Origin of the sequence: Serratia odorifera (assembly GCF_041448735.1) — a bacterium.
Lineage (GTDB): Bacteria > Pseudomonadota > Gammaproteobacteria > Enterobacterales > Enterobacteriaceae > Serratia_F > Serratia_F odorifera.
The window spans coordinates 16509-39300 of record NZ_JBGMUT010000016.1; the positions used below are offsets into that span (position 1 = coordinate 16509).

Below are 22792 nucleotides of genomic sequence, written 5' to 3' on the forward strand. Positions count from 1 at the left end.
CAAATGGCTCAGTAGGGCCAGATATGCTGGATCAGCAGCTGTACGCTGCGGTTGCCGCGAAACTCGTTGACGTCGAGCTTGTAGGCCAGCTCCACTTCGCGCACGCTGCTGTCGGGCCACAGCGTGGTATCAACGTTGAAGGCGATACCGTCCAGCAGTGGGCCGCCACCAAGCGGCTCCACCATCAGCTTCAGGTGTTTTTCACCCACCAGACGCTGTTGCAGAATACGGAACCGCCCGTCGAAGGTCGGCTCCGGGAACGCCTGCCCCCAGGGGCCGCCTTCGCGCAACAGCTCCGCCGTTTCCAGCGTCAGCTCCTGCATCGCCAGTTCGCCATCGGACCAGATAACGCCCTCCAGCATCGCAGGATCGAGCCATTCACCCACCAGTTCGCCAAAACGCTGGCGGAACTCGTCAAACCGCGCTTCCTCCAGCGACAGCCCGGCTGCCATCGCATGGCCGCCGAACTTGAGCATCAGCCCGGGGTTGAGGGTGTCGAGCCGCTCCAGCGCATCACGCATGTGCAGACCGGCTATCGAACGACCAGAACCTTTCAGAATACCATCCCCCGCCGGGGCAAAGGCAATCACCGGCCGGTGAAAACGCTCTTTGATGCGCGATGCCAATATGCCGACCACTCCCTGATGCCATTCGGGATGATACATCGCCAAACCGTACGGTAGCGTGGTACTGGTACGCTCAAGCTGGTCGCACAGCTGCAGCGCTTCCACCTGCATGCCCTGCTCGATCTCGCGGCGCGTCTGGTTGAGCGCGTCCAGATCGTTGGCCAACATGCGCGCCTGCGCAATGTCGTCGCTCAACAGCAACGCAACGCCTATCGACATGTCATCCAGCCGGCCGGCGGCATTCAGCCGCGGGCCGAGGGCAAAGCCCAGGTCGTTGGCCGCCAGCTGGCGCGCATCGCGATTGGCCACCTCCAGCAGCGCACGCACCCCGGGGCGGCACTTGCCGGCACGGATACGGTTCAGCCCCTGATACACCAGAATGCGGTTATTGGCATCAAGCGGCACCACGTCGGCCACCGTACCCAACGCCACCAGATCCAGCAGCTCGGCCAGATTGGGCATCGCCATCGCGCGCTGTTCAAACCAGCCGCTGTCGCGCAGCCGCGCACGCAACGCCAGCATCAGATAAAACGCCACGCCGACGCCGGCCAGCGACTTCGACGGGAACGCGCATTCGCGCAGGTTAGGGTTGACGATGGCTTCGGCTGCCGGCAGCGTTTCCCCCGGCAGGTGGTGATCGGTAACCAGTACCTGCATCCCCTTGGCGTGTGCGACCTCAACGCCAGCGTGAGAGGAAATGCCGTTGTCCACGGTCACGATCAGCTGCGCGCCACGGGTCGCCGCCTGCTCAACCACTTCCGGACTCAGGCCATAGCCGTCCTCAAAGCGGTTCGGTACCAGATACTGGACGTTGTTGCCGCCCATGCTGCGCAATGCCAGCACCGTCAACGCGGTACTGGTCGCGCCGTCGGCGTCAAAGTCGCCAACGATCATGATGCGGCGGCCGTCCGCCAGTGCCTGTTGCAGAATGTCCACCGCGGCATCGATGCCATCCAGCAGTTGCCAGGGCAGCATGCCTTTTACGCTGCGCTCCAGCTCCTGTTCGCCCTGAACGCCGCGCTGGGCGTAAAGTCGGCGCAGCAACGGGTGCAAATTGACCGGTAGATGACTGTCATTCGCCGTCTCGCGACGGCGTAATTGGGTTTTGATACTCACCGGCGATTAACCACCGGCTTTGGTTGCGGCCTGATGCGCGTCCAGCATGGCGGCCATTTCCTTCGGCCCCTGATAGCCTGGGATCATCATGCCATTTTCCAGGATAATGGCTGGCGTCCCCTGAATACCGAACTGCACGCCGAGCGCATAATGCTTGCTGATGTCGGTCTTGCAGGTGGCCGGCGAAACCGCGTCGCCCTTCATCGCGGCGTCAAACGCCTTGGCCTTGTCGGCGGTACACCAGATCGACTGCATGTCTTTTTCGGCCTGGGAATTCAGCCCCTGACGCGGGAATGCCAGGTAGCGCACGGTAATGCCCAGATCGTTGTACTCTTTCATCTGCTCGTGCAGTTTGTGGCAGTAGCCGCAGGTGATGTCGGTAAACACGGTGATCACGTGTTTTTCCTTCGGCGCCTTGTAGACGATCATCTGATCCTTCAAGGCGGCCAGTTGGGTGCCCAACAGCTGGTTGGTGACGTTGACCGGCTCTTTGCCGCTGACGTCGTACAGCGGCCCCTGCAGGATATGCTTGCCGTCTTCGGACACGTACAGTACGCCGCTTTCGGTCAGTACGGTTTTCAAACCGGCAACCGGAGAAGGCTGCACGTCCGCCTGCTGAATGCCCAGGCTGACCAGCGCTTTCTTGATTGACGCGTCATCGGCGTGAGCCGTGCCGGCCACCGAGGCCACCAGCAGAGAAACCAGCATTAAACCTTTTTTCATTGTTCCAATCCTTTCGAACCCGGGCGTCAGGCGCGCGGGTGATGCTGTTGATGTAGCTGTTTCAGTCGTTCGGTTGCTACATGCGTATAAATTTGTGTGGTAGAGAGATCGCTATGTCCCAGTAACATCTGTACGACACGAAGATCGGCCCCATGGTTCAGCAAATGGGTGGCGAATGCGTGCCGCAACACGTGCGGCGATAATCGTTCGCTGTCGATGCCGGCTAGGATCGCATAGTGTTTGATACGATGCCAGAACGTCTGTCGCGTCATTTGCTGACAGCGCTGGCTGGGGAACAGCACGTCGATCGTCTGCCCATTGACCAGCCACGGGCGGCCATGTTCCAGATAATTTTCGATCCAGTACACGGCTTCCTCTCCCAATGGCACCAGACGTTCCTTGTTGCCTTTGCCGATCACCCGCACCACGCCCTGGCGCAGGCTGACGTCGCTGATGCTTAACCCCACCAGCTCGGAAACCCGCAGCCCGGTGGCGTACAGCACTTCCAGCATCGCCTTGTCGCGCAGTTCCAGTGGCTGATCGACGCACGGCGCCTGCAATAGCGCATCGATCTGCGCTTCGCTCAGATCCTTCGGCAGCCGCTGCGGCAGTTTGGGCGAGGCCAGCAACGCGGTGGGATCGTCGGCACGCATTTTTTCGCGATACAGGTATTGGAACAGGCGACGCATGGCGCTCAACAGGCGCGCGGAGCTGCTGGCCTTGTAACCGCCCTCTACCCGTTCGGCAAGAAACGCCTGCAAATCCAGCGCCTCGGCCTGTAGCAAGTCGCTGTTGTGCTGCGCCAGCCAGTTGACCAACGCCTGTAAATCCAGCCGATAAGAGGCCAGCGTATTTTCCGCCAGATTGCGTTCAAGCCACAGTGCATCCAAAAATTGCTCGATCAGCGCATTCGCCTGTTGTTGCACCTGGTCCTCTCTTTGTTACGGTTTACACCGTTGGCATTATGCCTTAAGCCAGCGTAAATCTGATACACTCGTTGCCATTCCACGCACTACCAACGGCAACATAACGGTTAAAACATGAAGATTGGTCTGTTTTACGGCTCCAGCACCTGCTACACCGAAATGGCGGCAGAAAAAATCCGTGAGATTCTGGGTGAAGACCTGGTCGACCTGCACAACCTGAAAGACGTCTCACCCAAACTGATGGAAGACTATTCCGTGCTGATCCTCGGCATCCCCACCTGGGATTTCGGCGAGTTGCAGGAGGACTGGGAAGCCATCTGGCCGCAGCTGGCTGAACTGGATCTGCAAGGCAAGATTGTCGCCATGTACGGCATGGGCGATCAACTCGGTTATGGCGAATGGTTCCTCGATGCGCTAGGCATGCTGCACGACCAGCTCAAACCGCGCGGCGTGCAGTTTATCGGTTTCTGGCCAATCGACGGCTTTGAGTTTACCAGCCCGAAACCGCTGGCGGCCGACGGCAAACATTTTGTCGGCCTGGCACTGGACGACGTCAATCAATACGATATGAGCGAAGATCGCCTGCAACAATGGTGCGAACAGATCCTGCTGGAAATGGAGCCATTGCTGTAACCGGCAATCAACCAGGGCGCGGCACGCCGCGCCCAAAAGGTCAGTCCGCTTCCCTGCGGGTTAACCGCGCCGGATCCGCCACCTGATACCAGTCCAGTTTGCGCGTCAGCAACATGATGCCCGCCAGTATCGCAAACAGCAGGCTCGCCCCCAACACCAGGGCGTTATCTTCGGATTGCAGCAGCAAGTACAGCACGCCGTACAGCGCCAGCAGGCTGACGGCAAACAGCGCCCCCCAACGTTTGCCACGCAGTGCTGCGCTCAGATAAAAAGCTATCAGCCCGCTGCATGCCAGACTGGCCAGCCAATAGGCGGCGTCAAAGCCCAGGTGCTCGGAAAACGCCAGTAATACCAGGTAGAACAGCACCAGCGCCGCCCCCACCAGCAGGTATTGCATGGGGTGAACGCGCAGCCCGGTCAGCGTTTCAAACAAAAAGAACGCCATAAACGTCAAACCGATAAACAGCAGCGCGTATTTTACCGCCCGTTCGGTCAGTTGATAATGATCCACCGGTTCAATCAGGCTGACGCTGAAGCTCGGCAGTTTATCCGCCTTGACTATACCGTCCTGGTCGATAAAGGCGCTGTTGATATTGTTGGCAAACCAGGTGCTGCGCCAACGGGCGTTAAACCCTTCAGCCGTGACCTTGCGTTCATCCGGCAGGAAATTGCCAAGAAAGTTGGGATGCGGCCAGTTGCTGTGCAACGCGAGCTCGCTATTGCGCCCCAGCGGCACCAGTGAAAGGCTGCTGGTTCCCGCCAGCGTCAAGGTGAATTCGGCGTCGATCCCCTCGGTTTGCAGCGCCGCCAACGCCAACGGCGCATGAATGCCCTGCGGCAGTTCAGCGATGCGCGTGCCCGGCTCAAATATCGCCGGTTGGTTGCCGCTTAACGGAGAAATACGCTTGATGCCGCGTGAATCGCTCAGTGAAACCAGTAAAAAGGGTTGGCCAACGACGACGTTGCTACGCTGCAGCTCGGCCAGATCCAACGGCTCAAAGCGGGCCTTGAAGGTCAGCGGTCCCTGGTAAACCTGAGTCTGGTAAATGCCCAGCTTGCGCACCTCGACGTTGGGCTTGCCGGTCACCTGCAAGCTTTCCGGCAGCAGATAGCGATAGTGACGCAGCGTATCGACCGTGACCTGCCCTGCCTGGTCCTTTTTTTCTTGCCGCTCGGTGTAAGGGATGACGATGACCGGGCCCAGTATGCGTTGCGCCCGGCTGGTGCTTTCGCTCACCTGGCCAACCACGCTTTGCCGATAGCCGCTGCGCTCCTGTATTACACTCATCAATTCCGCAATCGGGATCAGTAATAAAATCATCAATCCCAACAACGTTACCATTTTCCAAAACAACACTGATTTCAACATGGTTATGCGCTCCTGATTAGCCATGGCGCCATGTTAAAACCCGTAGGTGAAGACAGAATGTGGTTATGTGAAGGGACGGTGAAGCCCGGAGGATAAGCTGAAGATCGCCTCGACGCCGTGGGGTTGGCGGTTGTGCAGATGAATACTGCCCCGGTGCAGACGGGCCACTTCCTGCACAAAGTTCAGCCCCAGGCCGCTGCTTTTGGGTTTATCGGCGCGGGCCAGCGAATAAAACCGCTCGAAGACTTTATCCAGCGCGTAGTCGGGGATCCCGCTGCCGCTGTCGCTGACCGTAATGCGGTACTCCTGCTCACCCTGTTCGCCCCGCAGATGAACCGTACCGCCTGGCGGAGTGAAGTCCAGTGCGTTATCAAGCAGATTGGTCAGCGCCTGTTCGATCAACAGCGCATCGCCATACAGAGTGGCGGCGTCGGCGGCGATGAGCTGCAACTGTACGCCGCGTCGCGTCGCCTGCGCTTCTTTGCCCTGCACCACCTGGCGCAGCAGATCGGCCATCGCCAGCGGTGACATCTCCAGCTCGAGCCGACTTTCCAGCCGCGCCTGTACCAGTAGCTTATCGACCAATTGCTGGATACGGGCGCTCTGTTGTTCAATATTGATCAGAAAACGCCGTGCCGTGGCCGGAGGGGGTTTCTCGTGCAACAGCTCCGCCGCGCCGCGGATCGCCGCCAGCGGGCTTTTCAACTCGTGCGTCAGCGTATGCACATACCGTTCGATGTACGCTTTGCCCTCCAGTTTGAGACGCATGCTTTCCAGTGCCTGCGCCAATCGCGCCAGTTCATGGGTGCCAATGTTCGGCAGCGTGACCACTTCACCCTGCGCCACCCCGTCGGCATAATGCACCAGGCGACCTATCGACCGGTTAATCCACCAGACAAATCCCAACCCAATCAGCAAAGCGATACCGAGCAGCACGCCCCCCGCCAGTAGAATGCGCCGTTCGCTGCGCTTGATCACCGGAGTCATGCTGCTGTTGGGCTTGCCGACGCTCAGCACGCCGATGATTTTGCGCCCTTCGCGCACCGGTGCGGCAACGTACATCACCGAGCTGTTTTCATCCGCCGGGTTACTGCGGCTACTGCGTGCGCCGTATTGCCCACGCAGCGTCAGATAAACGTCGTTCCAGCGCGAATAATCCTGCCCCAGCGCCTGGCCGGCAGAGTCGAAAATGACTCGCCCCTGCCCGTCGGTAAGATAAACGTGATATTCGCTGCGATCTTTGCGGATGCCGGCAATATTAGCGCCGATAGGTTGCTGGTTGAGTCGAATGAACGCCTGCGCCAAGCGACCGTTGGCCACCTCGCCGTGTTGCATGTCCTGGCGGGCTATCTGCGCCAACAGGCTGGCGGTATCAACCAGCGTGCTTTCGGTCGCACGCCGCACGCCAGGTTTGACTTCCTGTACAAAAATGCTCAGCACGAAGTAGCCCGCCACCGCGACGATCAGGAAATATCCCAGCAGCAGTCGCAGGCCGATTCTCATGGCTGGCGAACCACGCTATACCCCAGGCCGCGATGGGTGTGAATCGGCGAGGCGTGGGCATTGACCGCCCGCAGCTTGGCGCGCAACGTTTTGATGTGGGTATCGACGGTACGTTCAAGGCTGTCTTCCGCCTGGGCCCAGACCACCTCCATCAGCTGTTGACGTGAAAATACCCGCCCCGGCGCCAGCAGCAGGGTTTTCAACAACAGGTATTCGTAACGGGTCAGCGCCAACGGCCGTTGGTAATAATGCACGGTGGCGGCGTCTTCATCGAGCACCAGCTCGCCCACGCGATGAGTCGCCGACGCCGTTATGCGTTGCTGCTTGTGTAATCGGCGCAGGATGGTGCGCACCCTAGCGCTGACTTCACGGGGCGAAAACGGTTTGGCAACATAATCATCTGCGCCGATCTCCAGCCCGAGCAGCCGGTCGATCTCGTCGCTGCGCGCGGTTAAAAACAGGATCGGCAAGTCAGCCGACTGCGCCAGCAAGCGGCGGCAAAGCTCAAAGCCGTTAATATCGGGCAAGCCGACGTCAAGGATGATCAGCGCCGGTTCCCCCTGCGCCAACGCCTGCAGCGCCGGTTCTCCGCGTTCGAACCAACGCACCTGGAACCCTTCGCTTTCCAGCGTGTAAACCAGCGTATCGGCAATGCTGGGTTCATCTTCTACCAGCCAGATCGGCGGTTTCATCACGGCGCCTCGCTATCATCCTCCGGCGGGAACGACAACCGCTGGCGCAGTTGCCGCCAGTCCGCTTTGCTCATGCAGTCGGACGCCAGCCACAGCCGACGTCGTTTTTGCCCGTCAAGCGGTTCCAGCGTGAACAGAATACCGAAGCGCGGCATCCATGGCCGGCCGATAACCCGCCATTCCTGGCCGTCCCACACCACATGCCGCGGCGCACTCAGCACCCGCAGCTCTCCCTGGCGCGTGGCAATGCGCTTTTGGCTGCGGATGCATTCAAACACCACCAGCGTCAGCAGCACCAGCCATAGCGGGCCGTAACCTTCGGGCCACGGCGAAATCAGGATCAGCAGTATCAGCGCGCCGTGCGCCAACAGCGAAACGATTTGGGTGCGCCAGGAGATACGGACATTACATCGCCACTGGGCCACGGTCTTTATTTCGCGTCTGGATCAAGGTCACCATTCTCTGCAGTTCGTCATCCTGCGGAGCGCCATGATTCATCAGCCAGTTAAATAAATCTGGATCGTCACATTCCAGCAGGCGAATAAACAGCGCCTTGTCTTTATCGCTCAACGAATCGTACTCATATTCGAAAAACGGCATGATCGAGATATCCAGTTCGCGCATGCCGCGGCGGCAAGCCCAGTGAATACGTGCTTTGTTATTGATATCCATGTTGTAATGACTAACCTCTGTTCTGCGTGGCTTCGGCGTGGCAATGCCAGTATAGGGTTCACCTGTTACACTGTATGGCAACGCTTGCTCGATATAATTCCGTCGGTTAACAATTAGTTTGTCAGGGTAATGTCAGCCGTAAGCGTATAGAGTAACAATTTGACATACTCGCCGGGAAGAACGTTTGCTGCGGAAAGCGCAATTAAGCGCTAAATGTCAAAAAAAGCGCTACCAGGCAATAACTGTTTGCAAAGCCGGTCGCCTCTTTTACCATGGTGGGCATACTCCTTTCGGTAAGCTTAACGTTAATCAGGATCTTACTATGGCGTTCAATATTCCTTTTCTACCCCGTCAACCCTCCGCTTCGTCTCACCTGCCGCTTACGCTGATATCGCTGGAAGACTGGGCGCTGGTGACGCTGAACGGCCCGGACACGGTGAAATACCTCCAGGGTCAGGTCACCGCCGACCTCGACCAACTGGCGGCTGATCAGCACGTGCTGTGCGGCCATTGCGATGCCAAAGGTAAAATGTGGAGCAATCTGCGGCTGTTCCGGCGTGGCGAAGGCTTCGCCTATCTGGAGCGCCGTAGTCTGGCAGACAACCAACTGGCGGAAATCAAAAAGTACGCGGTATTTTCCAAGGTGACCTTTAGCGCGGATAACGACGCGGTACTGCTGGGCGTCGCCGGTTTCCAGGCGCGTGCGGCGCTGGCGGGCGTGTTCGGCCAATTACCGGACGCAGCGCATCCCGTGGCGCAGGACGGTGATACCACCCTGCTGCACTTCAGCCTGCCGGCGGAACGCTTTCTGCTGGTCACCACGGCCGCAATCGCCGAACAGCTTTGCGCAAAACTGCAAGAGCAGGCGCAATTGAACGACAGCCAGCAGTGGCTGACGCTGGACATTGAAGCTGGCTACCCGATTATCGACGCGCCAAACAGCGCGCAACTGATTCCGCAGGCCACCAACCTGCAGGCACTGGGCGGCATCAGCTTTAGCAAAGGCTGTTATACCGGGCAGGAAATGGTGGCGCGCGCCAAGTTCCGCGGCGCCAACAAGCGCGCCATGTATTGGCTGGCAGGGAAAGGCAGTCGGGTGCCCGCCGCCTCGGACGATTTGGAACTGCAACTGGGGGACAACTGGCGCCGCACCGGCACCGTGCTGGCTGCCAGCCAGTTGGCCGACGGCACCATCTGGGTGCAGGCGGTGTTGAATAACGATCTGGCAGCGGACAGCAAGCTGCGGCTGCGTGAGGACGTTGGCGGCGAACTCGGCATCATGCCGCTGCCGTACTCGCTAACCGAAGAATAATTCGACAGCAAAGGCGCAACGGGTTGCGCCTTTTTTTATTCCAGCCTCTGTGATTTACTGCTGCTGAAGCTCGTCGTCACGCTGCACCAGATAAATCAGCACCAACAGGATGGTCACAAAGAAACGGAAGGCGTCAGGCACTCCGTTCCACTGTTTTGACATCCACATACCGAACCATTCGCCGCCGATCGACATAAACCCCACCTGCCAGGTCAGGAACCCTAACGTCAGGCCGGCTACCGCCCACGCCTTACGATGATTAAACGCCGCCGCCGGCAGCCTGAGCGCACGCAACAAACGCACCCCGCCAATCCAGCACAACAGCGCCGTTAAGGTTTCCAGCGCAATGATGCCGATATAGCCGGCATGGTGCATCCACGGGGTATCAATGGCGCGATAGCGAATGGTGGCGTCAGGGAAAAGGGTATCCATCATAAATACGTGGTGAACAAAGGCAAAGTTAGAGCCGTAATCGGTGATGTTACCGAAGGCGACCAATGAGGCGAACAAGGCAATGGCGCAGACTAGCAGCGCTTTGGATAAGCGAATGATCATAATGATAAGTCCTGAAAGAAAACAAAGAGCATCGGAGGATGCGTATTGCGGGCTCAGGAAGACGAAAGGAACTTGTTGGATACCCGAAAGAAACAAGCGCTTCTTTCTAACGCAAAAGAAACGCTTATTCAATATGGATTTAACGTTCGGCTATCAGACGTACAGATAAATCGCCATAAAATGGCACACGCTGCCGCCCAGTACAAAAGCGTGCCAGATGGCATGGCCGAAACGCCAACGCTTGGAGGCATAAAAAATTACCCCCAGGCTATACACGACTCCGCCGACGGCCAGCAGCGTAACGCCGCCGATATCCAGTCGCGTAGCCAGTTGATAGATCACGATCAGCGACAGCCAGCCCATGGTCAGATAGGTCACCAACGACAGCGCCTCGAAACGGTGGGCAAACGCCAGCTTGAAGATCACGCCAAACAGCGCCATCCCCCAGATCACCGCCATCAAGCCGCGTGCCAGCGGCGAATCCAGCCCGACCAGTAAAAATGGCGTATAGGTGCCGGCGATCAACAGATAGATGGCACAATGATCAAACTTTTTCAGCCAGTATTTGGCCTTTTGATGCGGAATGGCATGATAAAGCGTAGAAGCCAGATACAGCAGGATCATGCTGCCGCCGTACAGGCTGTAACTGGCGATGGCGGTGGCTCCGGCGCCGGTATCCACCGCCTGCACCAGCAGCAGCACCAAACCGACAATGCCGAAAATCAACCCAATCCCATGACTGATACTGTTGGCGATCTCTTCCGCCCACGGATAAGCCGCATTGGCCAACTTGTCGGCCCTGGCTTTAATTCCACCCGCTTTTCCCATAACCACCAAACCCTCAAAACCGGTATTCTTGCTCGAAATTTCCACAACGCAGCTTAGCTGAGAATAATTCCAGTGTACACGTGTACGCTAAAATAAAACTGTGTTGGCGTGTAACAAAGCGCAAACGTCGAAATCTGTCGTTGAGTGATCTACAATCATCCTGCTTTAAACCCACCGACTACCGAGGCTGTATCATGTCATCTGCCGTACCCGCGTTAGAATTTGGCGCCATGACTCAGGTCATCCAGTTCCTGATGGAAATCGATAAACTCAAGAGCGTTCAGCGCCGTACCAAAGTATTGGGCACCCAGCGTCAGGAAAACTCTGCCGAGCACAGCTGGCACTTCGCCATCGCCGCCATGAGCCTGGCGCCTTATGCCGCTGAAGACGTTGATATCCAACGCGTGATCCAGATGGCCCTGCTGCATGACATCGTCGAAATCGATGCCGGCGACGTGCTGGTGTACGATCTGGCCGCACGTGCCGCGATTCACGATCAGGAAGTCGCCGCAGCGCGTCGTCTGTTTGGTCTGTTGCCGGAACCACAGCGCGAGTATTTCACCGCGTTATGGCAGGAATATGAAGACGGCGAAAGCGCCGATGCACGTTTTGCACTGGTGCTGGATCGCACCATGCCCATGCTGATGAATCTGCATAACCAGGGGCAGAGCTGGGTTGAAAACGGCATCAGCCTCGATCAGGTACTATCGCGCAACGCCATGATCGCCGAGGTCTACCCGGAACTGTGGCAGCACCTGTCCCACCATCTGCATGAAGCACAGCGCAAAGGCTGGCTGAAGTAACCATCACACGCGCCGACGCTGGAAGCCAGCGGCGTGAGCGAGCAGACCATGGCGGCCTGACCCGGCCTTTGCCTGAACAACCACGCCGGGTGCAGATATCGCCCGGCGTGGCCTTTACAGCGGTTTATGCGCGGTTTCCCTGGCGGCCAGCACCGCCCACAGGGTTATCAGCAGCGCAAAGACCACGTACAGCGACACCGCCAGCGTACTGTCATAGCTTTTGAACAGCGACGCGATGATCAGCGGCGCAAAGCCACCGCCGACGATGCCGGCCAGTGTATAGGCCAGTGATGAGCCGGCGTAACGCACGCGGGTCGGGAACTGTTCGGTGACGAACGCCGCCTGTGGGCCATACATCGCGGCATGGATCAGTAACCCCACCACCACCGCCAGGCAAATCAGCACTGGCTGCGTGCTGTCCAGCAGCACGAAGAACACGAACGCCCAGACCATCGCCGCCAGCGCGCCGCCAATATACACCGGGCGCCGACCAAGCCGATCGGAAAGCGCGCCGAACAGCGGAACCGTAAGCGCGTTGCCCACCGCGCCGAGCATGGTGGCGGCCAACGCCAATGGCCGTGGCAGGTTCAATACCGTGGTGACATAGGTCAGGGTAAACACCACCACCAGCGCATACAGTACGTCAGAGCCAATGCGTGAACCGCCGGCGATCAATAGCGCCCGTTTATGCTGGCCGAACACTTCACGCAGCGGCGCGTGAGTCACGTCGCGGTTGGCTTCCAGCGTGAGGAACGCCGGCGTCTCCCCCACGCCACGACGCAGCCAGAGACCAAATACCACCAGCACCAGGCTCAGCAGGAACGGAATGCGCCAGCCCCATTGCTGGAAGTCGTCCGCCGACATCGCCACCGTGACCAGCATGATAAAACCGGTGCCAATCAGCGAGCCGCAGGACGGGCCGACCTGAGCGAACGACGCATTGCGCCCACGCTGATGCGGTTTGCCATGCTCCATTGACAGCAGCACCGCACCGGCCCATTCACCGCCCAGCGCGATGCCCTGAATAAAGCGCAGCGTCACCAGCAGCAACGGGCTCCAGATGCCCCAACTGGCATAGCCGGGCAGTAACCCCATCAATGCAGTGGTAATGCCCATCATCAGCAGCGTGGTAACCAATACAAAACGACGGCCAAGCACGTCGCCCAGATGACCGAACACGATGCCACCAATCGGCCGCGAGACATAACCGACCGCATAGGTGGAAAACGCCAGGATAGTGCCCACCAGCGGATCAAACGACGGGAAGAAGACGTGATTGAAAATCAGCGCCGCCATGATGTTGTAAACGGTAAAGTCGTACCATTCCAGCGCGGTGCCGATGGAGCTTGCCGCCGCCAGTTTGCCGGTATTGGGCGCATCGGCGCTGCGGGCCGCCTCTGCACCGATCGGGGTTTCCGTGGTAGAAGTGCTCATGATGTCAACTCCTGTGCGGTGAGTCGCCAGCTGAGCGCGTATTGCAGCGCAGCGTCCGGCGCAATATTCAGAGCCGCGCAAGCCTGGTCGGCAAGGCGTTGACCGGCCTGCACGCTGCTGCTTTCGATCAGCAGCATCGGCAGTAACCGGCGGTTTTCCGTGGTTTCTTTTGGCAGCGGTGTACTGAGTAGCGCGTCGGGCAGCAACAGGCTGCTGCAGACAAACCCGGCGGCACTGGCCAGTTCTTCGCCCAGTTGCCTGGCTCGCTGCACCAGTGGGCGGTCTGCGCCAACCGCCAGGGTGAGAATGCTCAGATGGCTACCGCAGCCGATGCCGCTCAGCGTCGTCAGCGAACAGACGCGCCGCATTGGATTGACCATCTTGTCCAGACAGGCCACTGACCATGGCGTCTGGCGAGTGAACGCGGCGTGATATGCCGCTGAAGTAAAGCTGTCGAGCGAGGTGGTTTTATACAGGCCGAGGTATTTTCGCCCGCCCTGCAACGCCTGATAACGCGTGCCGCTCAAAAAGCCGTCAATGCGCACCCGTTCTTCCACGTGTTCCCGGTCGTACCATTGGTTGAAGTCCGCCTCATCCTGTGCGGCGACGTCTGTGGCGACAAACAGCATTCCATTAGGGGTTCCGGTCATGGGAGTCTCCTGTTAGCTCAAAATGAGGCGAGCATGCCCGCCGTAATTCACGCGCCGGCAAGGCAACGCTCAATTGACAGCGCCCAACCCAGCAGCGCCTGATCCTGCTGCGGCAATCCCGCCACCATCAAACCGATCGGCGCGCTGCCGGGGGGTTGCATGGGTAGCGACACGGCGCAGCCATCTAGAAAATTGATTACCGACGGGTTACGCAACGCGGCGCCGTTAACGCGGAAGTACAGCGCCTCATCCGCTTCCAGTTCGGCGATGGTCGGCGCGATAAACGGTACGCTGGGCATCAGCAGCGCGTCATAGCCCTCCAGCGTTGCCGCCACCCGCCGTTGCCAATCGCCACGCTGTTGTTGCAATCGCTGACGGTCACCCTCGCCCAGCGTCGCACCGCGACGAATGCGCGACAGCACCCGTGGATCGTAATCAGCCGCCTGTGAGGCAATCAGCGTCTGGTGCCATTGCCACGACTCCAGCGCGGTGAAGCCGCCGCTGGCATTGATCGCCGCCAGTTCGGCGAACTCGCTGCATGGCAGGGCGTCGATGCGCGCCCCCGCCAGCGTCAGACGCTGCAACGCGCGGTCAAATGCCGTCGCCACCGCGTCATCCAAATCATCAAGCACCAGCGTTTGCGGCACGGCGAAACGCGCCTGAGCCAGCGGCAGCGTTTGCGGTTCCAGCGCCCGTTCGGCGATCGCCGCATCCAGCGCGACGCAGTCCGCCACGCCGTGAGCGATCACACCAACGGAATCCAACGACGGTGACAGCGGCTGCACGCCAGCCATGTCAATGCGGCATGCGCTGGGCTTGTAGCCGGTCAATCCGCAAAACGCCGCCGGAATGCGCACCGAACCGCCGGTATCGCTGCCAATCGCTCCGAATCCCATGCCATCGGCGACCGCCACCGCCGCGCCGGACGATGAACCGCCGGGAATGCGTCGCGCCGCGCGCTGCCATGGATTGGCCGGCGTGGCGTAGTGCGGGTTGATGCCCAGCCCCGAATAGGCAAACTCGGTCATATTGGTTTTACCGACAATCACTACTCCGGCCTGCAGCAAACGCGCTACCACCGCCGCATGGCGTTGCGCCGGAGCGGCATCGGTCAAGACGCGAGAACCGCCGGTGGTCGCTTCGCCGGCCACGTCGAACAGATCCTTGATCGACACCGGCACGCCGTCCAACGGCGACAGCGCCTGTCCAGCGGCTCGCCGCCGATCGGATTCGGCCGCCTGCTGCTGCGCCCAGGCGTGATAAACGCGGATAAATGCGCGTGCGCCCTCTCCTTGGGGATCGTCGATGCACGCCAGCGCCTCTGCCGTCAGCCGCCGAGAGGTGAACTCACCGCACGCCAGGCCGGCAGCGGCCTGTAACAAGGTCAGCTTTTTCATCACGCCACCACCGGTAATTCGATGCTTCGATAGGTATGGCAAATACGGCGCCCCAGAATCTCGTCCACCAATTCCATGCGAAACTCCGCCGCCGGGCGAATACCGCCGATCGCCGCCAGCGTGCCGCAGGTCATCGCCAGTCCGTCGCGCGGCTGCTGTGGTTGCGTCTGGTATTCCGGCAGTTGCTGGCCGGCCAGATAACGCTCCAGCAAGTCGCCCGGGGTGCGCAGACTGGCCAGTGTTCCTTGTTGATACAGGCGGAACTCCCCCTGCTCCTTAATCCACGAGCGCAGAATCAGCTGGTCCCAATGCGCTGCCACCTCCTGCAATCGCCAGGCCGCCGTGGCCACCGGTTTGACGCAGAGCTGTTTCGACAGCGCCACGCTGTGCGCCTCCAACTCCCGGTCGGTATGATCGGAGGCCAGCGAAACATACAGCTCGCCTTGGTGGGTAAACACCAGCGGTTCGGCTTCGCCGGAGCTGGCGGCGCCCATCACTTCGACGCTGTCGCGCTGGCTAAGCTGGTTGGCCGCCACGCGATAAAACAGTGGAACTGCACTCGGTTGGGGCACCCCCAGCTCGGCCAACTCCCGAATATGGTGCAAGATGGCTTGCCGATCGCGTCCGGTCCAACCGGCAATCACCAGATGGTCAATCTCGACGTTCAGGGCGTCAGCCTCGCGAGAATCAGGTAAAGTGAAGGTCAGTTGCATGGTATTCGCTCCCTTTTGTTAAAACACTGTGAAATTTCACTATATCTTTAGTTACTCATTAAGCGATTTCCGTGCCATATTTTTGTGTACTATGTCTAAAAACTTTTTAGTTGCAGGAGCAAAACGTGAAGACCGTTGATGCAGAGGGTCGGGAGCGCCCGCCGGTAGAGGAAGCAGGCCTGTCCCTGAACGAACTGGCCTATCGGCGCTTCAAGCAGGCGTTAGTGACCTTGAGCTATAAACCGGGTGAGTATTTGAATACCGCGCAGGTGATGACTGATTTGCAGATGGGCAGAACGCCGATCAACCAGGCGATCCACCGTCTGGCCAATGAAGGGTTATTGCAGGTGATCCCACGCAAGGGGGTAATGGTTGCGCCTTTGTCGATCGATGATGCATTGGAACTGATCGAAGTGCGACTGGCCAACGAATTGCTGTGCATGCGTCTGGCCAGCAAGCGCGCCACCGCTGCGCAAGTGGCCGGGCTGAGCGCGCTCAATCAGCAGATTGCCGCTGCCTGCCAGGCTCGCGATCGGGTGCGCATGATGATGTTGGATAATGAATTCCATCAGGCGCTGGCACAGATCGCCGGCAATGCCATGCTGGCCGACATCCTCAGCGTGCTGCACGCACGCGCGCAACGCTTCTGGGCCACCTCGCTCTCCAAGGAAGGTCATATGCAGGAGGTGATTGAAGAGCACCGCGCAATCATCGACGCACTGGCTCAACAGGATACCCAGGCGGCGGAATCGGCGGCGCAGGCACACATTCTGTCCTTCCGCAGCGCGCTGTTGCACGATGCCTGACGGATCAGCGACCGCCGCCGGCGTCGATAAAACTGCCGGTGACATAAGAAGCGGCGTCTGACAGCAGCCAGGCGATGGCCTGCGCTATTTCTTCCGGTTGCCCGCCGCGTTGCATCGGCAACAGGCTTTTTACCCGCTCGACGCGCTCCGGCTCTCCACCGCTGGCATGCATCTCGGTATAAATGGCGCCCGGCCGCACGCTATTGACGCGGATCCCCTGCGCCGCTACTTCGATCGCCAGCCCGGTAGTCAAGGTATCCTGCGCCCCTTTTGAGGCGGCATAATCGACATATTCTCCCGGCGACCCTAACCGCGCGGCGCCAGAGGAAACGTTGACTATCGCCCCGCCCTGCCCGCCGTGGCGCAGCGCCATGCGTTTCACCGCTTCGCGACAACAGAGAAAACTGCCGGTGACGTTGGTGGCCAGCACGCGGTTGATGCGCTCTGCGCTCATGTGTTCGATGCTGGTCTGCTGAAACAGAATGCCGGCGTTGTTCACCAGAGCACAGAGGGTACCAAGCTCGGCGTCCAGCCGGGAGAACATCGCCACAACCTCATTCTCCTGGGCAATATCCGCCTGCAACGCCAGCGCTCGGCCGCCAGCGGCAAGCACCTGGTTTACCACCTGCTGTGCCGCTGCCTCATTGGTCTGATAGTTAACCCCTACCGCATAACCCTGACGGGCCAGCAATAACGCCGTCGCGCGGCCAATGCCTCGGCTGGCGCCGGTAATCAATGCAACTTTTGTCATGTCACTCCCCATTACGGATGCGGTAAATAATGTGCCGCTGTGCTTGGCAAAACGGTTTGCACCGCTCACCCGGCGGGCAGATTCTAGCCGCGCACAAGCGGTGTGCCAGGATAATATCATCTGGAAAATCAACAAATTCAATATTACTTTTTGCCGGTTGCTGACCTCACCCGACGCCGAGCTGTTTGCCGGCGATCCAGAGGATATCCATCTGGCCTGCTATTGCCGCCAGCAATAAAAAAAGGACGCCGTAAATACGGCGTCCCTGATTAATCGACGTTAATCGAATCGGTTATTGGTAGTCGCCGATCGGCACACAGGAGCAGAACAGATTGCGGTCGCCATAAACGTCATCAAGACGCTTCACGGTCGGCCAATACTTGTTCTCGCGTACCGCCAGCGACGGGAATACCGCCAGCTCGCGGCTATAGGCATGTTGCCATTCGCCAACCAGCTCCGCCTGCACGTGTGGCGCATTGACCAGCGGGTTGTCGTCCAGTGGCCATTCGCCCTGCTGTACGCGATCGATTTCTGCACGGATCGCCAGCATCGCGTCGATAAAGCGGTCCAGCTCGACTTTGCTTTCTGATTCGGTCGGTTCCACCATCAGCGTGCCGGCAACCGGGAACGACATGGTCGGCGCGTGGAAACCGTAGTCGATCAGGCGCTTGGCGATGTCCATTTCGCTGATGCCGGTTTCATCCTTCAACGGGCGAATGTCCAGAATACATTCATGCGCCACGCGATGATCGCGGCCGGTATACAGCACCGGATAGGCATCCTTCAGGCGGGTAGCGATATAGTTGGCGTTGAGGATCGCCACCTGGCTCGCCTGCTTCAGCCCTTCGGCTCCCATCATGCGAATGTACATCCAGCTGATAGGTAAAATCGATGCGCTGCCGAACGGTGCCGCAGACACCGCACCCTGCTGAGTCGTAACGCCGTCGATTTGCACCACGCTGTGCCCCGGAACAAACGGTGCCAGGTGCGCCTTGACGCCGATTGGCCCCATGCCCGGGCCGCCGCCGCCGTGCGGGATACAGAAGGTTTTATGCAGGTTAAGGTGCGATACATCCGCGCCGATATAGCCCGGCGTGGTGATGCCCACCTGCGCGTTCATGTTGGCGCCGTCAAGATAGACCTGACCGCCGAACTGATGAACGATTTGGCATACTTCGCGGATGGTTTCTTCGTACACGCCGTGGGTCGACGGGTAGGTCACCATGATACAGGACAGTGCTTCGCCGGCCTGCTCGGCCTTGACGCGCAGGTCATGCAGATCGATGTTGCCGTTCTTGTCGCAGGCCACCACTACCACGCTCATGCCGGCCATTTGCGCCGACGCCGGGTTGGTGCCGTGCGCCGAACTTGGGATCAGGCATACGTGACGGCCGGCTTCGTTACGGCTTTCATGATAGCGACGGATCGCCAGCAGACCGGCGTATTCGCCCTGAGCGCCGGAGTTCGGCTGCATACAGATGGCGTCATAACCGGTCAGTTGCACCAGCCACTGGGACAGCTGGCCGATCATCTGCTGATAGCCTGCCGCCTGTTCTGCCGGGCAGAACGGGTGCATGTCGGAAAACTCCGGCCAGGTGATCGGGATCATCTCTGCCGCAGCGTTCAGCTTCATGGTACAGGAGCCCAGCGGGATCATCGCCTGGTTCAACGCCAGATCCTTGCGTTCCAGACGATGCATATAACGCATCATCTCGGTTTCGCTGTGGTAGCTGTTGAATACCGGATGACTGAGGATCGGCTCCTGGCGCAGCATCGCCGCCGGGATCGATGCACTCGCGGTGCTCACCGCCGCGTCCAGCGCGTCAATGTCCAGACCGTGGTCGTCGCCGGCCAGGACGGCAAACAGCGTTTGCACGTCTTCGCGCGACGTCGATTCGTCAAGGGTAATGCCCACCGCACCGTGAATGTCGGTGCGCAGGTTGAGGCCGAAGCTTAGCGCGCGATCCAGCACCGCCGCCTTGTCCTTGACCTCAACGGTCAGGGTGTCGAACCAGGTGGCGTGACGCAGCAGCAGGCCGGCCTGCTGCAAGCCGGCAGCCAGAATGTCGGTCAGGCGATGAATGCGCCCGGCGATGCGCTGCAGGCCTTGCGGGCCATGGTACACCGCGTACAGGCTGGCGATGTTGGCCAGCAGCACCTGCGAAGTACAGATGTTCGAGTTGGCCTTTTCACGGCGGATATGTTGCTCACGGGTTTGCATCGCCATACGCAGCGCGGTGTTACCGGCGGCATCGCGTGACACGCCGATGATACGGCCCGGCATCGAGCGCTTGAACTCGTCGCGGCAGGCAAAGAACGCGGCATGCGGGCCGCCGTAGCCCATTGGCACGCCAAAGCGCTGCGCAGAGCCGAATACCACGTCGGCGCCCTGTTTGCCTGGCGCGGTCAACAGCACCAGCGCCATGATGTCGGCAGCGACGCTGGTGATGATTTTGCGCGACTTCAATTCGGCCAGCAATGCGCTGTAATCGTGCAGTTCGCCGGTGGTACCGACCTGCTGCAACAGCACGCCGAACACGCCTTCCAGCTCGAGCACTTTTTCGGCTTTGTCGACGATCACTTCAAAATTGAAGGTTTCGGCACGGGTACGCACCACGTCCAGCGTCTGCGGATGCACGTCGTCCGCCACAAAGAAGCGGTTGGCGTCCTTCAGCTTGCTGGCGCGCTTGGCCAGCGCCATCGCTTCGGCGGCTGCGGTTGCTTCGTCCAGCAGCGACGCGGACGCCAGGTCGAGACCAGTCAGATCCAGCGTCACCGTCTGGAAGTTCAGCAGCGCTTCCAGGCGCCCCTGCGACACTTCCGGCTGATATGGCGTGTAGGCGGTGTACCAGCCGGGGTTTTCCAGCATATTGCGCAGGATCACCGGCGGCGTCAGTACCGAGCTGTAGCCCATGCCGATATAGGATTTGTAGCGCTGATTCTGACCGGCAATCACCTTCAGCTCGGCCAGCGCCTGATGTTCAGTGACCGCATCGCCAACCGGCGGCGGCCCCGGCAGTTGAATGTCTGCCGGCACAATCTGTTGGATCAGCGCGCTGAGCGAGCGTGCGCCCACCGCTGCCAGCATCTCCTGCTGTTGTTGCGCAGAAGAGCCGATGTGGCGTTCGATGAACGCTTCGCTGTGTTCAAGTTGGCTGAGTGTCTGAGTCATTGCTACAAATTCCTGAATGCTTGCGTGGTACGGGATATAGCGTGAACTAAAACGCCCCGGTCGGCTGACCTGGGGCGTGGTGGTGATTATTCGTCGATCGACGCCTGGTAGCCGGCGGCATCCAGCAGCTTGCCCAGTTCGCCGGCATCGGAGGCTTTGATGCGGAACAGCCAGCCGTCGCCATAGGGTTCGCTGTTGACCAGCTCCGGCGAGCCGTCCAGCGCGTCGTTGACCGCGATGACTTCACCGCTGATTGGCGCATAGATGTCGGACGCGGCCTTCACCGATTCGGCCACCGCGCAGTCGTCGCCTGCCGCGACGGTTGTGCCTACGTCAGGCAGGTCGACAAACACCATGTCGCCCAACAGTTCCTGTGCGTGTTCGGTGATGCCCACCACGTATTCGCCGTTGCCTGCGTCGCGCACCCACTCGTGAGAGGTCGCGTATTTCAATTCTGTTGGTACATTGCTCATCGCCCGAACTCCTTCAAAATAAATAATGTCTCCGCGTGTTTCACACCGCGTTATCACCGACGGCGTAAACCCTGCGGAATAGCCAATAATGATTTAATTTATCAGTGATTTGCCGGCGCGAACAAAGCCAGGCTTGGTCACTTTGACCGGCATTTCACGGTTGCGGATCTGCACGATGGCCTGCTCGCCGATGCCGGCCGGCACGCGCGCCAGCGCAATGCTGAAACCAAGCGTGGGCGAAAACGAACCGCTGGTGATAATTCCTTCGTGGATCTGGCCGCCGGCATCGGTGAAACGCACCGGCAACTCATTACGTAATACGCCTTTTTCCGTCATGATCAAGCCGACCAGTTGCTCGGTGCCCTGCTCACGCTGCTGCTCCAGCGCGTCGCGCCCAATGAACTGGCGGTCCTGCGGCTCCCAGGCGATGGTCCAGCCCATGTTGGCCGCCAGCGGAGAAACGCCTTCGTCCATTTCCTGCCCATACAGGTTCATGCCGGCTTCCAGACGCAGCGTATCGCGCGCGCCCAACCCGGCCGGCTTGACGCCCGCTGCCAGCAACTGCTGCCAGAATTCGGCGGCCTGCGCCTTCGGCAGCGCAATCTCGTAGCCGGCTTCGCCGGTATAACCGGTGGTGGCAATGAACAGATCGTCGGCCTGAACGCCGAAGAACGGCTTCATGCCCTCGACGGCCTGCTTTTGTTGCGTGCTGAACAAGGTGGCGGCACGCTCTTTGGCCTGCGGCCCCTGCACGGCGATCAGCGCCAGATCGTCACGTACCGTCAGCGCAACGCCGTACGGCGCCGCGTGTTGCTCGATCCAGGCCAGGTCTTTGTCGCGGGTGGCGGAGTTCACCACCAGGCGGAAATAGTCTTCGCTGAGGAAATAAACGATCAGGTCGTCGATCACGCCGCCGGAGGCGTTAAGCATCCCGGTGTACAGCGCCTTGCCTGGCTGGGTCAGCTTGGCGACGTCATTGGCCAGCAGATAACGCAGGAATTCGCGGGTACGCGCACCGTGCAGATCGACAATGGTCATGTGGGAGACATCGAACATACCGGCATCCTGCCGCACGGCGTGGTGTTCATCAATCTGGGAGCCGTAGTGCAACGGCATCATCCAGCCGTGAAAATCGACCATGCGCGCACCGCACGCCAGGTGCTGGTCGTACAGTGGGGTTTGCTTTGCCATCTTATCCCTCTCCACAATGATTAACCGGGTATCAAATGCCGCGCAGAACGTTGCCAAAAAGCCCGTCAACCGCCGCGACGCAAACGATACCTTTTATCCGAACTTATCACCGAACGACCACATTAACCATAAGTTAAAATAGGCTCAGACCGCTCGGCGAGCGCTAAAATGCCGCGCTAGTGTGCAGAGTTTTTCACTGGAAAAATGCGCTTCATGGCACAAAATCAACAATTAAAGTGGCAAAATGACGATGTTATATAACAAATGCGTCATGGCTGGCGGAATTTTGACTTTTGACAACCGACCATTGAATTAGAAAAACTAATGCAAAAAATTGGGTGAAATTAGTTTATTTCAAATGAAGGGTATTATAAGGAGGATTTATGACACCACGCTGTTTTGCTGATGAAAACAGCGTGGTCGTCGAGAGAAGAATACGGCGGAGTT

23 protein-coding genes are annotated in these 22792 nt (G+C 59.3%); 5 read left to right on the forward strand and 18 right to left on the reverse strand.

Features of this window, described 5'->3' with window-relative positions; all coding sequences use genetic code 11:
• Window positions 1-8: 8 nt before the first annotated feature.
• From recJ to xerD, 3 genes are read right to left on the reverse strand one after another with little or no spacing between them, the layout of a single operon-like run.
• The gene (recJ, locus tag ACCC84_RS22010; RefSeq protein ID WP_004959045.1) at window positions 9-1742 is read right to left on the reverse strand and encodes a single-stranded-DNA-specific exonuclease RecJ; all 1734 of its coding nucleotides are present in this window, start codon (window positions 1740-1742) and stop codon (window positions 9-11) included.
• A 6-nt stretch (window positions 1743-1748) separates the two neighbouring features.
• Window positions 1749-2465, reverse strand: coding sequence for a bifunctional protein-disulfide isomerase/oxidoreductase DsbC (gene dsbC / locus ACCC84_RS22015; protein WP_004959043.1), 717 nt, complete (start codon window positions 2463-2465; stop codon window positions 1749-1751).
• 26 nt (window positions 2466-2491) lie between these two features.
• The gene (gene xerD / locus ACCC84_RS22020) at window positions 2492-3391 is read right to left on the reverse strand and encodes a site-specific tyrosine recombinase XerD (RefSeq protein WP_004959041.1); all 900 of its coding nucleotides are present in this window, start codon (window positions 3389-3391) and stop codon (window positions 2492-2494) included.
• 114 nt (window positions 3392-3505) lie between these two features.
• Between xerD and fldB the strand changes: the two genes are divergently transcribed.
• Window positions 3506-4024 (forward strand): flavodoxin FldB, encoded by a 519-nt coding sequence (gene fldB / locus ACCC84_RS22025; RefSeq protein ID WP_004959039.1) that lies wholly within the window; start codon window positions 3506-3508, stop codon window positions 4022-4024.
• Window positions 4025-4064: 40 nt separating this feature from the next.
• On the opposite strand, the gene creD is transcribed toward fldB, so the two are convergent.
• The 5 genes from creD to sdhE all read right to left on the reverse strand — a co-directional run bounded on the left by creD (window position 4065) and on the right by sdhE (window position 8260).
• Window positions 4065-5393: a cell envelope integrity protein CreD gene (creD, locus tag ACCC84_RS22030; RefSeq protein WP_371902342.1), complete on the reverse strand. Its 1329-nt coding sequence runs from the start codon at window positions 5391-5393 to the stop codon at window positions 4065-4067.
• Window positions 5394-5456: 63 nt separating this feature from the next.
• Window positions 5457-6896: a two-component system sensor histidine kinase CreC gene (gene creC / locus ACCC84_RS22035; RefSeq protein WP_371902343.1), complete on the reverse strand. Its 1440-nt coding sequence runs from the start codon at window positions 6894-6896 to the stop codon at window positions 5457-5459.
• Window positions 6893-7588 carry a two-component system response regulator CreB gene (gene creB, locus ACCC84_RS22040; protein WP_371902344.1) on the reverse strand — a complete coding sequence of 232 codons (696 nt, stop codon included), beginning with the start codon at window positions 7586-7588 and terminating at the stop codon, window positions 6893-6895. Before creB ends, creC begins: the two co-directional genes overlap by 4 nt.
• Window positions 7588-8013, reverse strand: coding sequence for a protein YgfX (locus ACCC84_RS22045; protein WP_039991778.1), 426 nt, complete (start codon window positions 8011-8013; stop codon window positions 7588-7590). The genes creB and ACCC84_RS22045 overlap by 1 nt, the downstream gene beginning before the upstream one ends.
• Entirely contained in the window at window positions 7994-8260 is a 267-nt protein-coding gene (gene sdhE, locus ACCC84_RS22050; protein ID WP_004959027.1) for an FAD assembly factor SdhE, read from the reverse strand. The genes ACCC84_RS22045 and sdhE overlap by 20 nt, the downstream gene beginning before the upstream one ends.
• A 322-nt stretch (window positions 8261-8582) precedes the next feature.
• On the opposite strand from sdhE, the gene ygfZ reads away from it, so the two are divergent.
• Complete coding sequence (ygfZ, locus tag ACCC84_RS22055; RefSeq protein ID WP_004959025.1) at window positions 8583-9572, forward strand: tRNA-modifying protein YgfZ; 990 nt, start codon at window positions 8583-8585, stop codon at window positions 9570-9572.
• Window positions 9573-9626: 54 nt separating this feature from the next.
• On the opposite strand, the gene ACCC84_RS22060 is transcribed toward ygfZ, so the two are convergent.
• Together ACCC84_RS22060 and trhA are read right to left on the reverse strand one after the other, a co-directional pair.
• Entirely contained in the window at window positions 9627-10127 is a 501-nt protein-coding gene (locus ACCC84_RS22060) for a DUF2165 family protein (RefSeq protein WP_004959022.1), read from the reverse strand.
• Between the two features lie 153 nt (window positions 10128-10280).
• On the reverse strand, window positions 10281-10955 hold the full coding sequence (gene trhA, locus ACCC84_RS22065; RefSeq protein WP_039992574.1) for a PAQR family membrane homeostasis protein TrhA: 675 nt from the start codon (window positions 10953-10955) through the stop codon (window positions 10281-10283).
• 194 nt (window positions 10956-11149) lie between these two features.
• Here trhA and ACCC84_RS22070 point away from each other — a divergent pair, with 194 nt between their 5' ends.
• The gene (locus ACCC84_RS22070) at window positions 11150-11758 is read left to right on the forward strand and encodes an HD domain-containing protein (protein ID WP_004959018.1); all 609 of its coding nucleotides are present in this window, start codon (window positions 11150-11152) and stop codon (window positions 11756-11758) included.
• 114 nt (window positions 11759-11872) lie between these two features.
• Here ACCC84_RS22070 and ACCC84_RS22075 read toward each other — a convergent pair whose 3' ends face one another.
• From ACCC84_RS22075 to ACCC84_RS22090, 4 genes are read right to left on the reverse strand one after another with little or no spacing between them, the layout of a single operon-like run.
• Entirely contained in the window at window positions 11873-13192 is a 1320-nt protein-coding gene (locus ACCC84_RS22075; RefSeq protein ID WP_371902345.1) for an MFS transporter, read from the reverse strand.
• The gene (locus ACCC84_RS22080) at window positions 13189-13842 is read right to left on the reverse strand and encodes a DUF4286 family protein (protein ID WP_039991775.1); all 654 of its coding nucleotides are present in this window, start codon (window positions 13840-13842) and stop codon (window positions 13189-13191) included. Before ACCC84_RS22080 ends, ACCC84_RS22075 begins: the two co-directional genes overlap by 4 nt.
• A gap of 47 nt (window positions 13843-13889) precedes the next feature.
• Window positions 13890-15239: an amidase gene (locus ACCC84_RS22085; RefSeq protein ID WP_004959013.1), complete on the reverse strand. Its 1350-nt coding sequence runs from the start codon at window positions 15237-15239 to the stop codon at window positions 13890-13892.
• Window positions 15239-15952, reverse strand: a complete 714-nt coding sequence (locus ACCC84_RS22090) for a DUF2848 domain-containing protein (protein ID WP_371902346.1) — start codon at window positions 15950-15952, stop codon at window positions 15239-15241. Before ACCC84_RS22090 ends, ACCC84_RS22085 begins: the two co-directional genes overlap by 1 nt.
• A gap of 125 nt (window positions 15953-16077) precedes the next feature.
• Between ACCC84_RS22090 and ACCC84_RS22095 the strand changes: the two genes are divergently transcribed.
• Window positions 16078-16758, forward strand: coding sequence for a GntR family transcriptional regulator (locus ACCC84_RS22095; RefSeq protein WP_039991774.1), 681 nt, complete (start codon window positions 16078-16080; stop codon window positions 16756-16758).
• Between the two features lie 4 nt (window positions 16759-16762).
• On the opposite strand, the gene ACCC84_RS22100 is transcribed toward ACCC84_RS22095, so the two are convergent.
• Window positions 16763-17509, reverse strand: coding sequence for an SDR family oxidoreductase (locus ACCC84_RS22100; protein ID WP_004959006.1), 747 nt, complete (start codon window positions 17507-17509; stop codon window positions 16763-16765).
• On the opposite strand from ACCC84_RS22100, the gene ACCC84_RS22105 reads away from it, so the two are divergent.
• Window positions 17508-17747, forward strand: a complete 240-nt coding sequence (locus tag ACCC84_RS22105; RefSeq protein ID WP_371902347.1) for a hypothetical protein — start codon at window positions 17508-17510, stop codon at window positions 17745-17747. The two genes, ACCC84_RS22100 and ACCC84_RS22105, sit on opposite strands and share 2 nt — an antisense overlap.
• Before the next feature lie 54 nt (window positions 17748-17801).
• On the opposite strand, the gene gcvP is transcribed toward ACCC84_RS22105, so the two are convergent.
• The 3 genes from gcvP to gcvT form a co-directional block, all read right to left on the reverse strand.
• On the reverse strand, window positions 17802-20681 hold the full coding sequence (gene gcvP, locus ACCC84_RS22110) for an aminomethyl-transferring glycine dehydrogenase (RefSeq protein ID WP_371902348.1): 2880 nt from the start codon (window positions 20679-20681) through the stop codon (window positions 17802-17804).
• 86 nt (window positions 20682-20767) lie between these two features.
• Window positions 20768-21154 (reverse strand): glycine cleavage system protein GcvH, encoded by a 387-nt coding sequence (gene gcvH / locus ACCC84_RS22115; RefSeq protein WP_004959000.1) that lies wholly within the window; start codon window positions 21152-21154, stop codon window positions 20768-20770.
• Window positions 21155-21247: 93 nt separating this feature from the next.
• Window positions 21248-22345, reverse strand: a complete 1098-nt coding sequence (gene gcvT / locus ACCC84_RS22120) for a glycine cleavage system aminomethyltransferase GcvT (RefSeq protein ID WP_039991772.1) — start codon at window positions 22343-22345, stop codon at window positions 21248-21250.
• Between the last annotated feature and the right edge of the window lie 447 nt (window positions 22346-22792).

Bases quoted from the DNA above. Each gene is read 5' to 3' on its own strand.
- creB (WP_371902344.1), bottom strand. From the start codon at position 7,588: ATGAAACCGCCGATCTGGCTGGTAGAAGATGAACCCAGCATTGCCGAT.
- ACCC84_RS22100 (WP_004959006.1), bottom strand. From the start codon at position 17,509: ATGACAAAAGTTGCATTGATTACCGGCGCCAGCCGAGGCATTGGCCGC.
- ACCC84_RS22085 (WP_004959013.1), bottom strand. From the start codon at position 15,239: ATGAAAAAGCTGACCTTGTTACAGGCCGCTGCCGGCCTGGCGTGCGGT.
- ACCC84_RS22080 (WP_039991775.1), bottom strand. From the start codon at position 13,842: ATGACCGGAACCCCTAATGGAATGCTGTTTGTCGCCACAGACGTCGCC.
- ygfZ (WP_004959025.1), top strand. From the start codon at position 8,583: ATGGCGTTCAATATTCCTTTTCTACCCCGTCAACCCTCCGCTTCGTCT.
- fldB (WP_004959039.1), top strand. From the start codon at position 3,506: ATGAAGATTGGTCTGTTTTACGGCTCCAGCACCTGCTACACCGAAATG.
- ACCC84_RS22060 (WP_004959022.1), bottom strand. From the start codon at position 10,127: ATGATCATTCGCTTATCCAAAGCGCTGCTAGTCTGCGCCATTGCCTTG.
- ACCC84_RS22075 (WP_371902345.1), bottom strand. From the start codon at position 13,192: ATGAGCACTTCTACCACGGAAACCCCGATCGGTGCAGAGGCGGCCCGC.
- gcvP (WP_371902348.1), bottom strand. From the start codon at position 20,681: ATGACTCAGACACTCAGCCAACTTGAACACAGCGAAGCGTTCATCGAA.
- dsbC (WP_004959043.1), bottom strand. From the start codon at position 2,465: ATGAAAAAAGGTTTAATGCTGGTTTCTCTGCTGGTGGCCTCGGTGGCC.
- gcvT (WP_039991772.1), bottom strand. From the start codon at position 22,345: ATGGCAAAGCAAACCCCACTGTACGACCAGCACCTGGCGTGCGGTGCG.
- ACCC84_RS22070 (WP_004959018.1), top strand. From the start codon at position 11,150: ATGTCATCTGCCGTACCCGCGTTAGAATTTGGCGCCATGACTCAGGTC.
- ACCC84_RS22105 (WP_371902347.1), top strand. From the start codon at position 17,508: ATGTCACTCCCCATTACGGATGCGGTAAATAATGTGCCGCTGTGCTTG.
- creD (WP_371902342.1), bottom strand. From the start codon at position 5,393: ATGTTGAAATCAGTGTTGTTTTGGAAAATGGTAACGTTGTTGGGATTG.
- trhA (WP_039992574.1), bottom strand. From the start codon at position 10,955: ATGGGAAAAGCGGGTGGAATTAAAGCCAGGGCCGACAAGTTGGCCAAT.
- sdhE (WP_004959027.1), bottom strand. From the start codon at position 8,260: ATGGATATCAATAACAAAGCACGTATTCACTGGGCTTGCCGCCGCGGC.
- ACCC84_RS22090 (WP_371902346.1), bottom strand. From the start codon at position 15,952: ATGCAACTGACCTTCACTTTACCTGATTCTCGCGAGGCTGACGCCCTG.
- gcvH (WP_004959000.1), bottom strand. From the start codon at position 21,154: ATGAGCAATGTACCAACAGAATTGAAATACGCGACCTCTCACGAGTGG.
- creC (WP_371902343.1), bottom strand. From the start codon at position 6,896: ATGAGAATCGGCCTGCGACTGCTGCTGGGATATTTCCTGATCGTCGCG.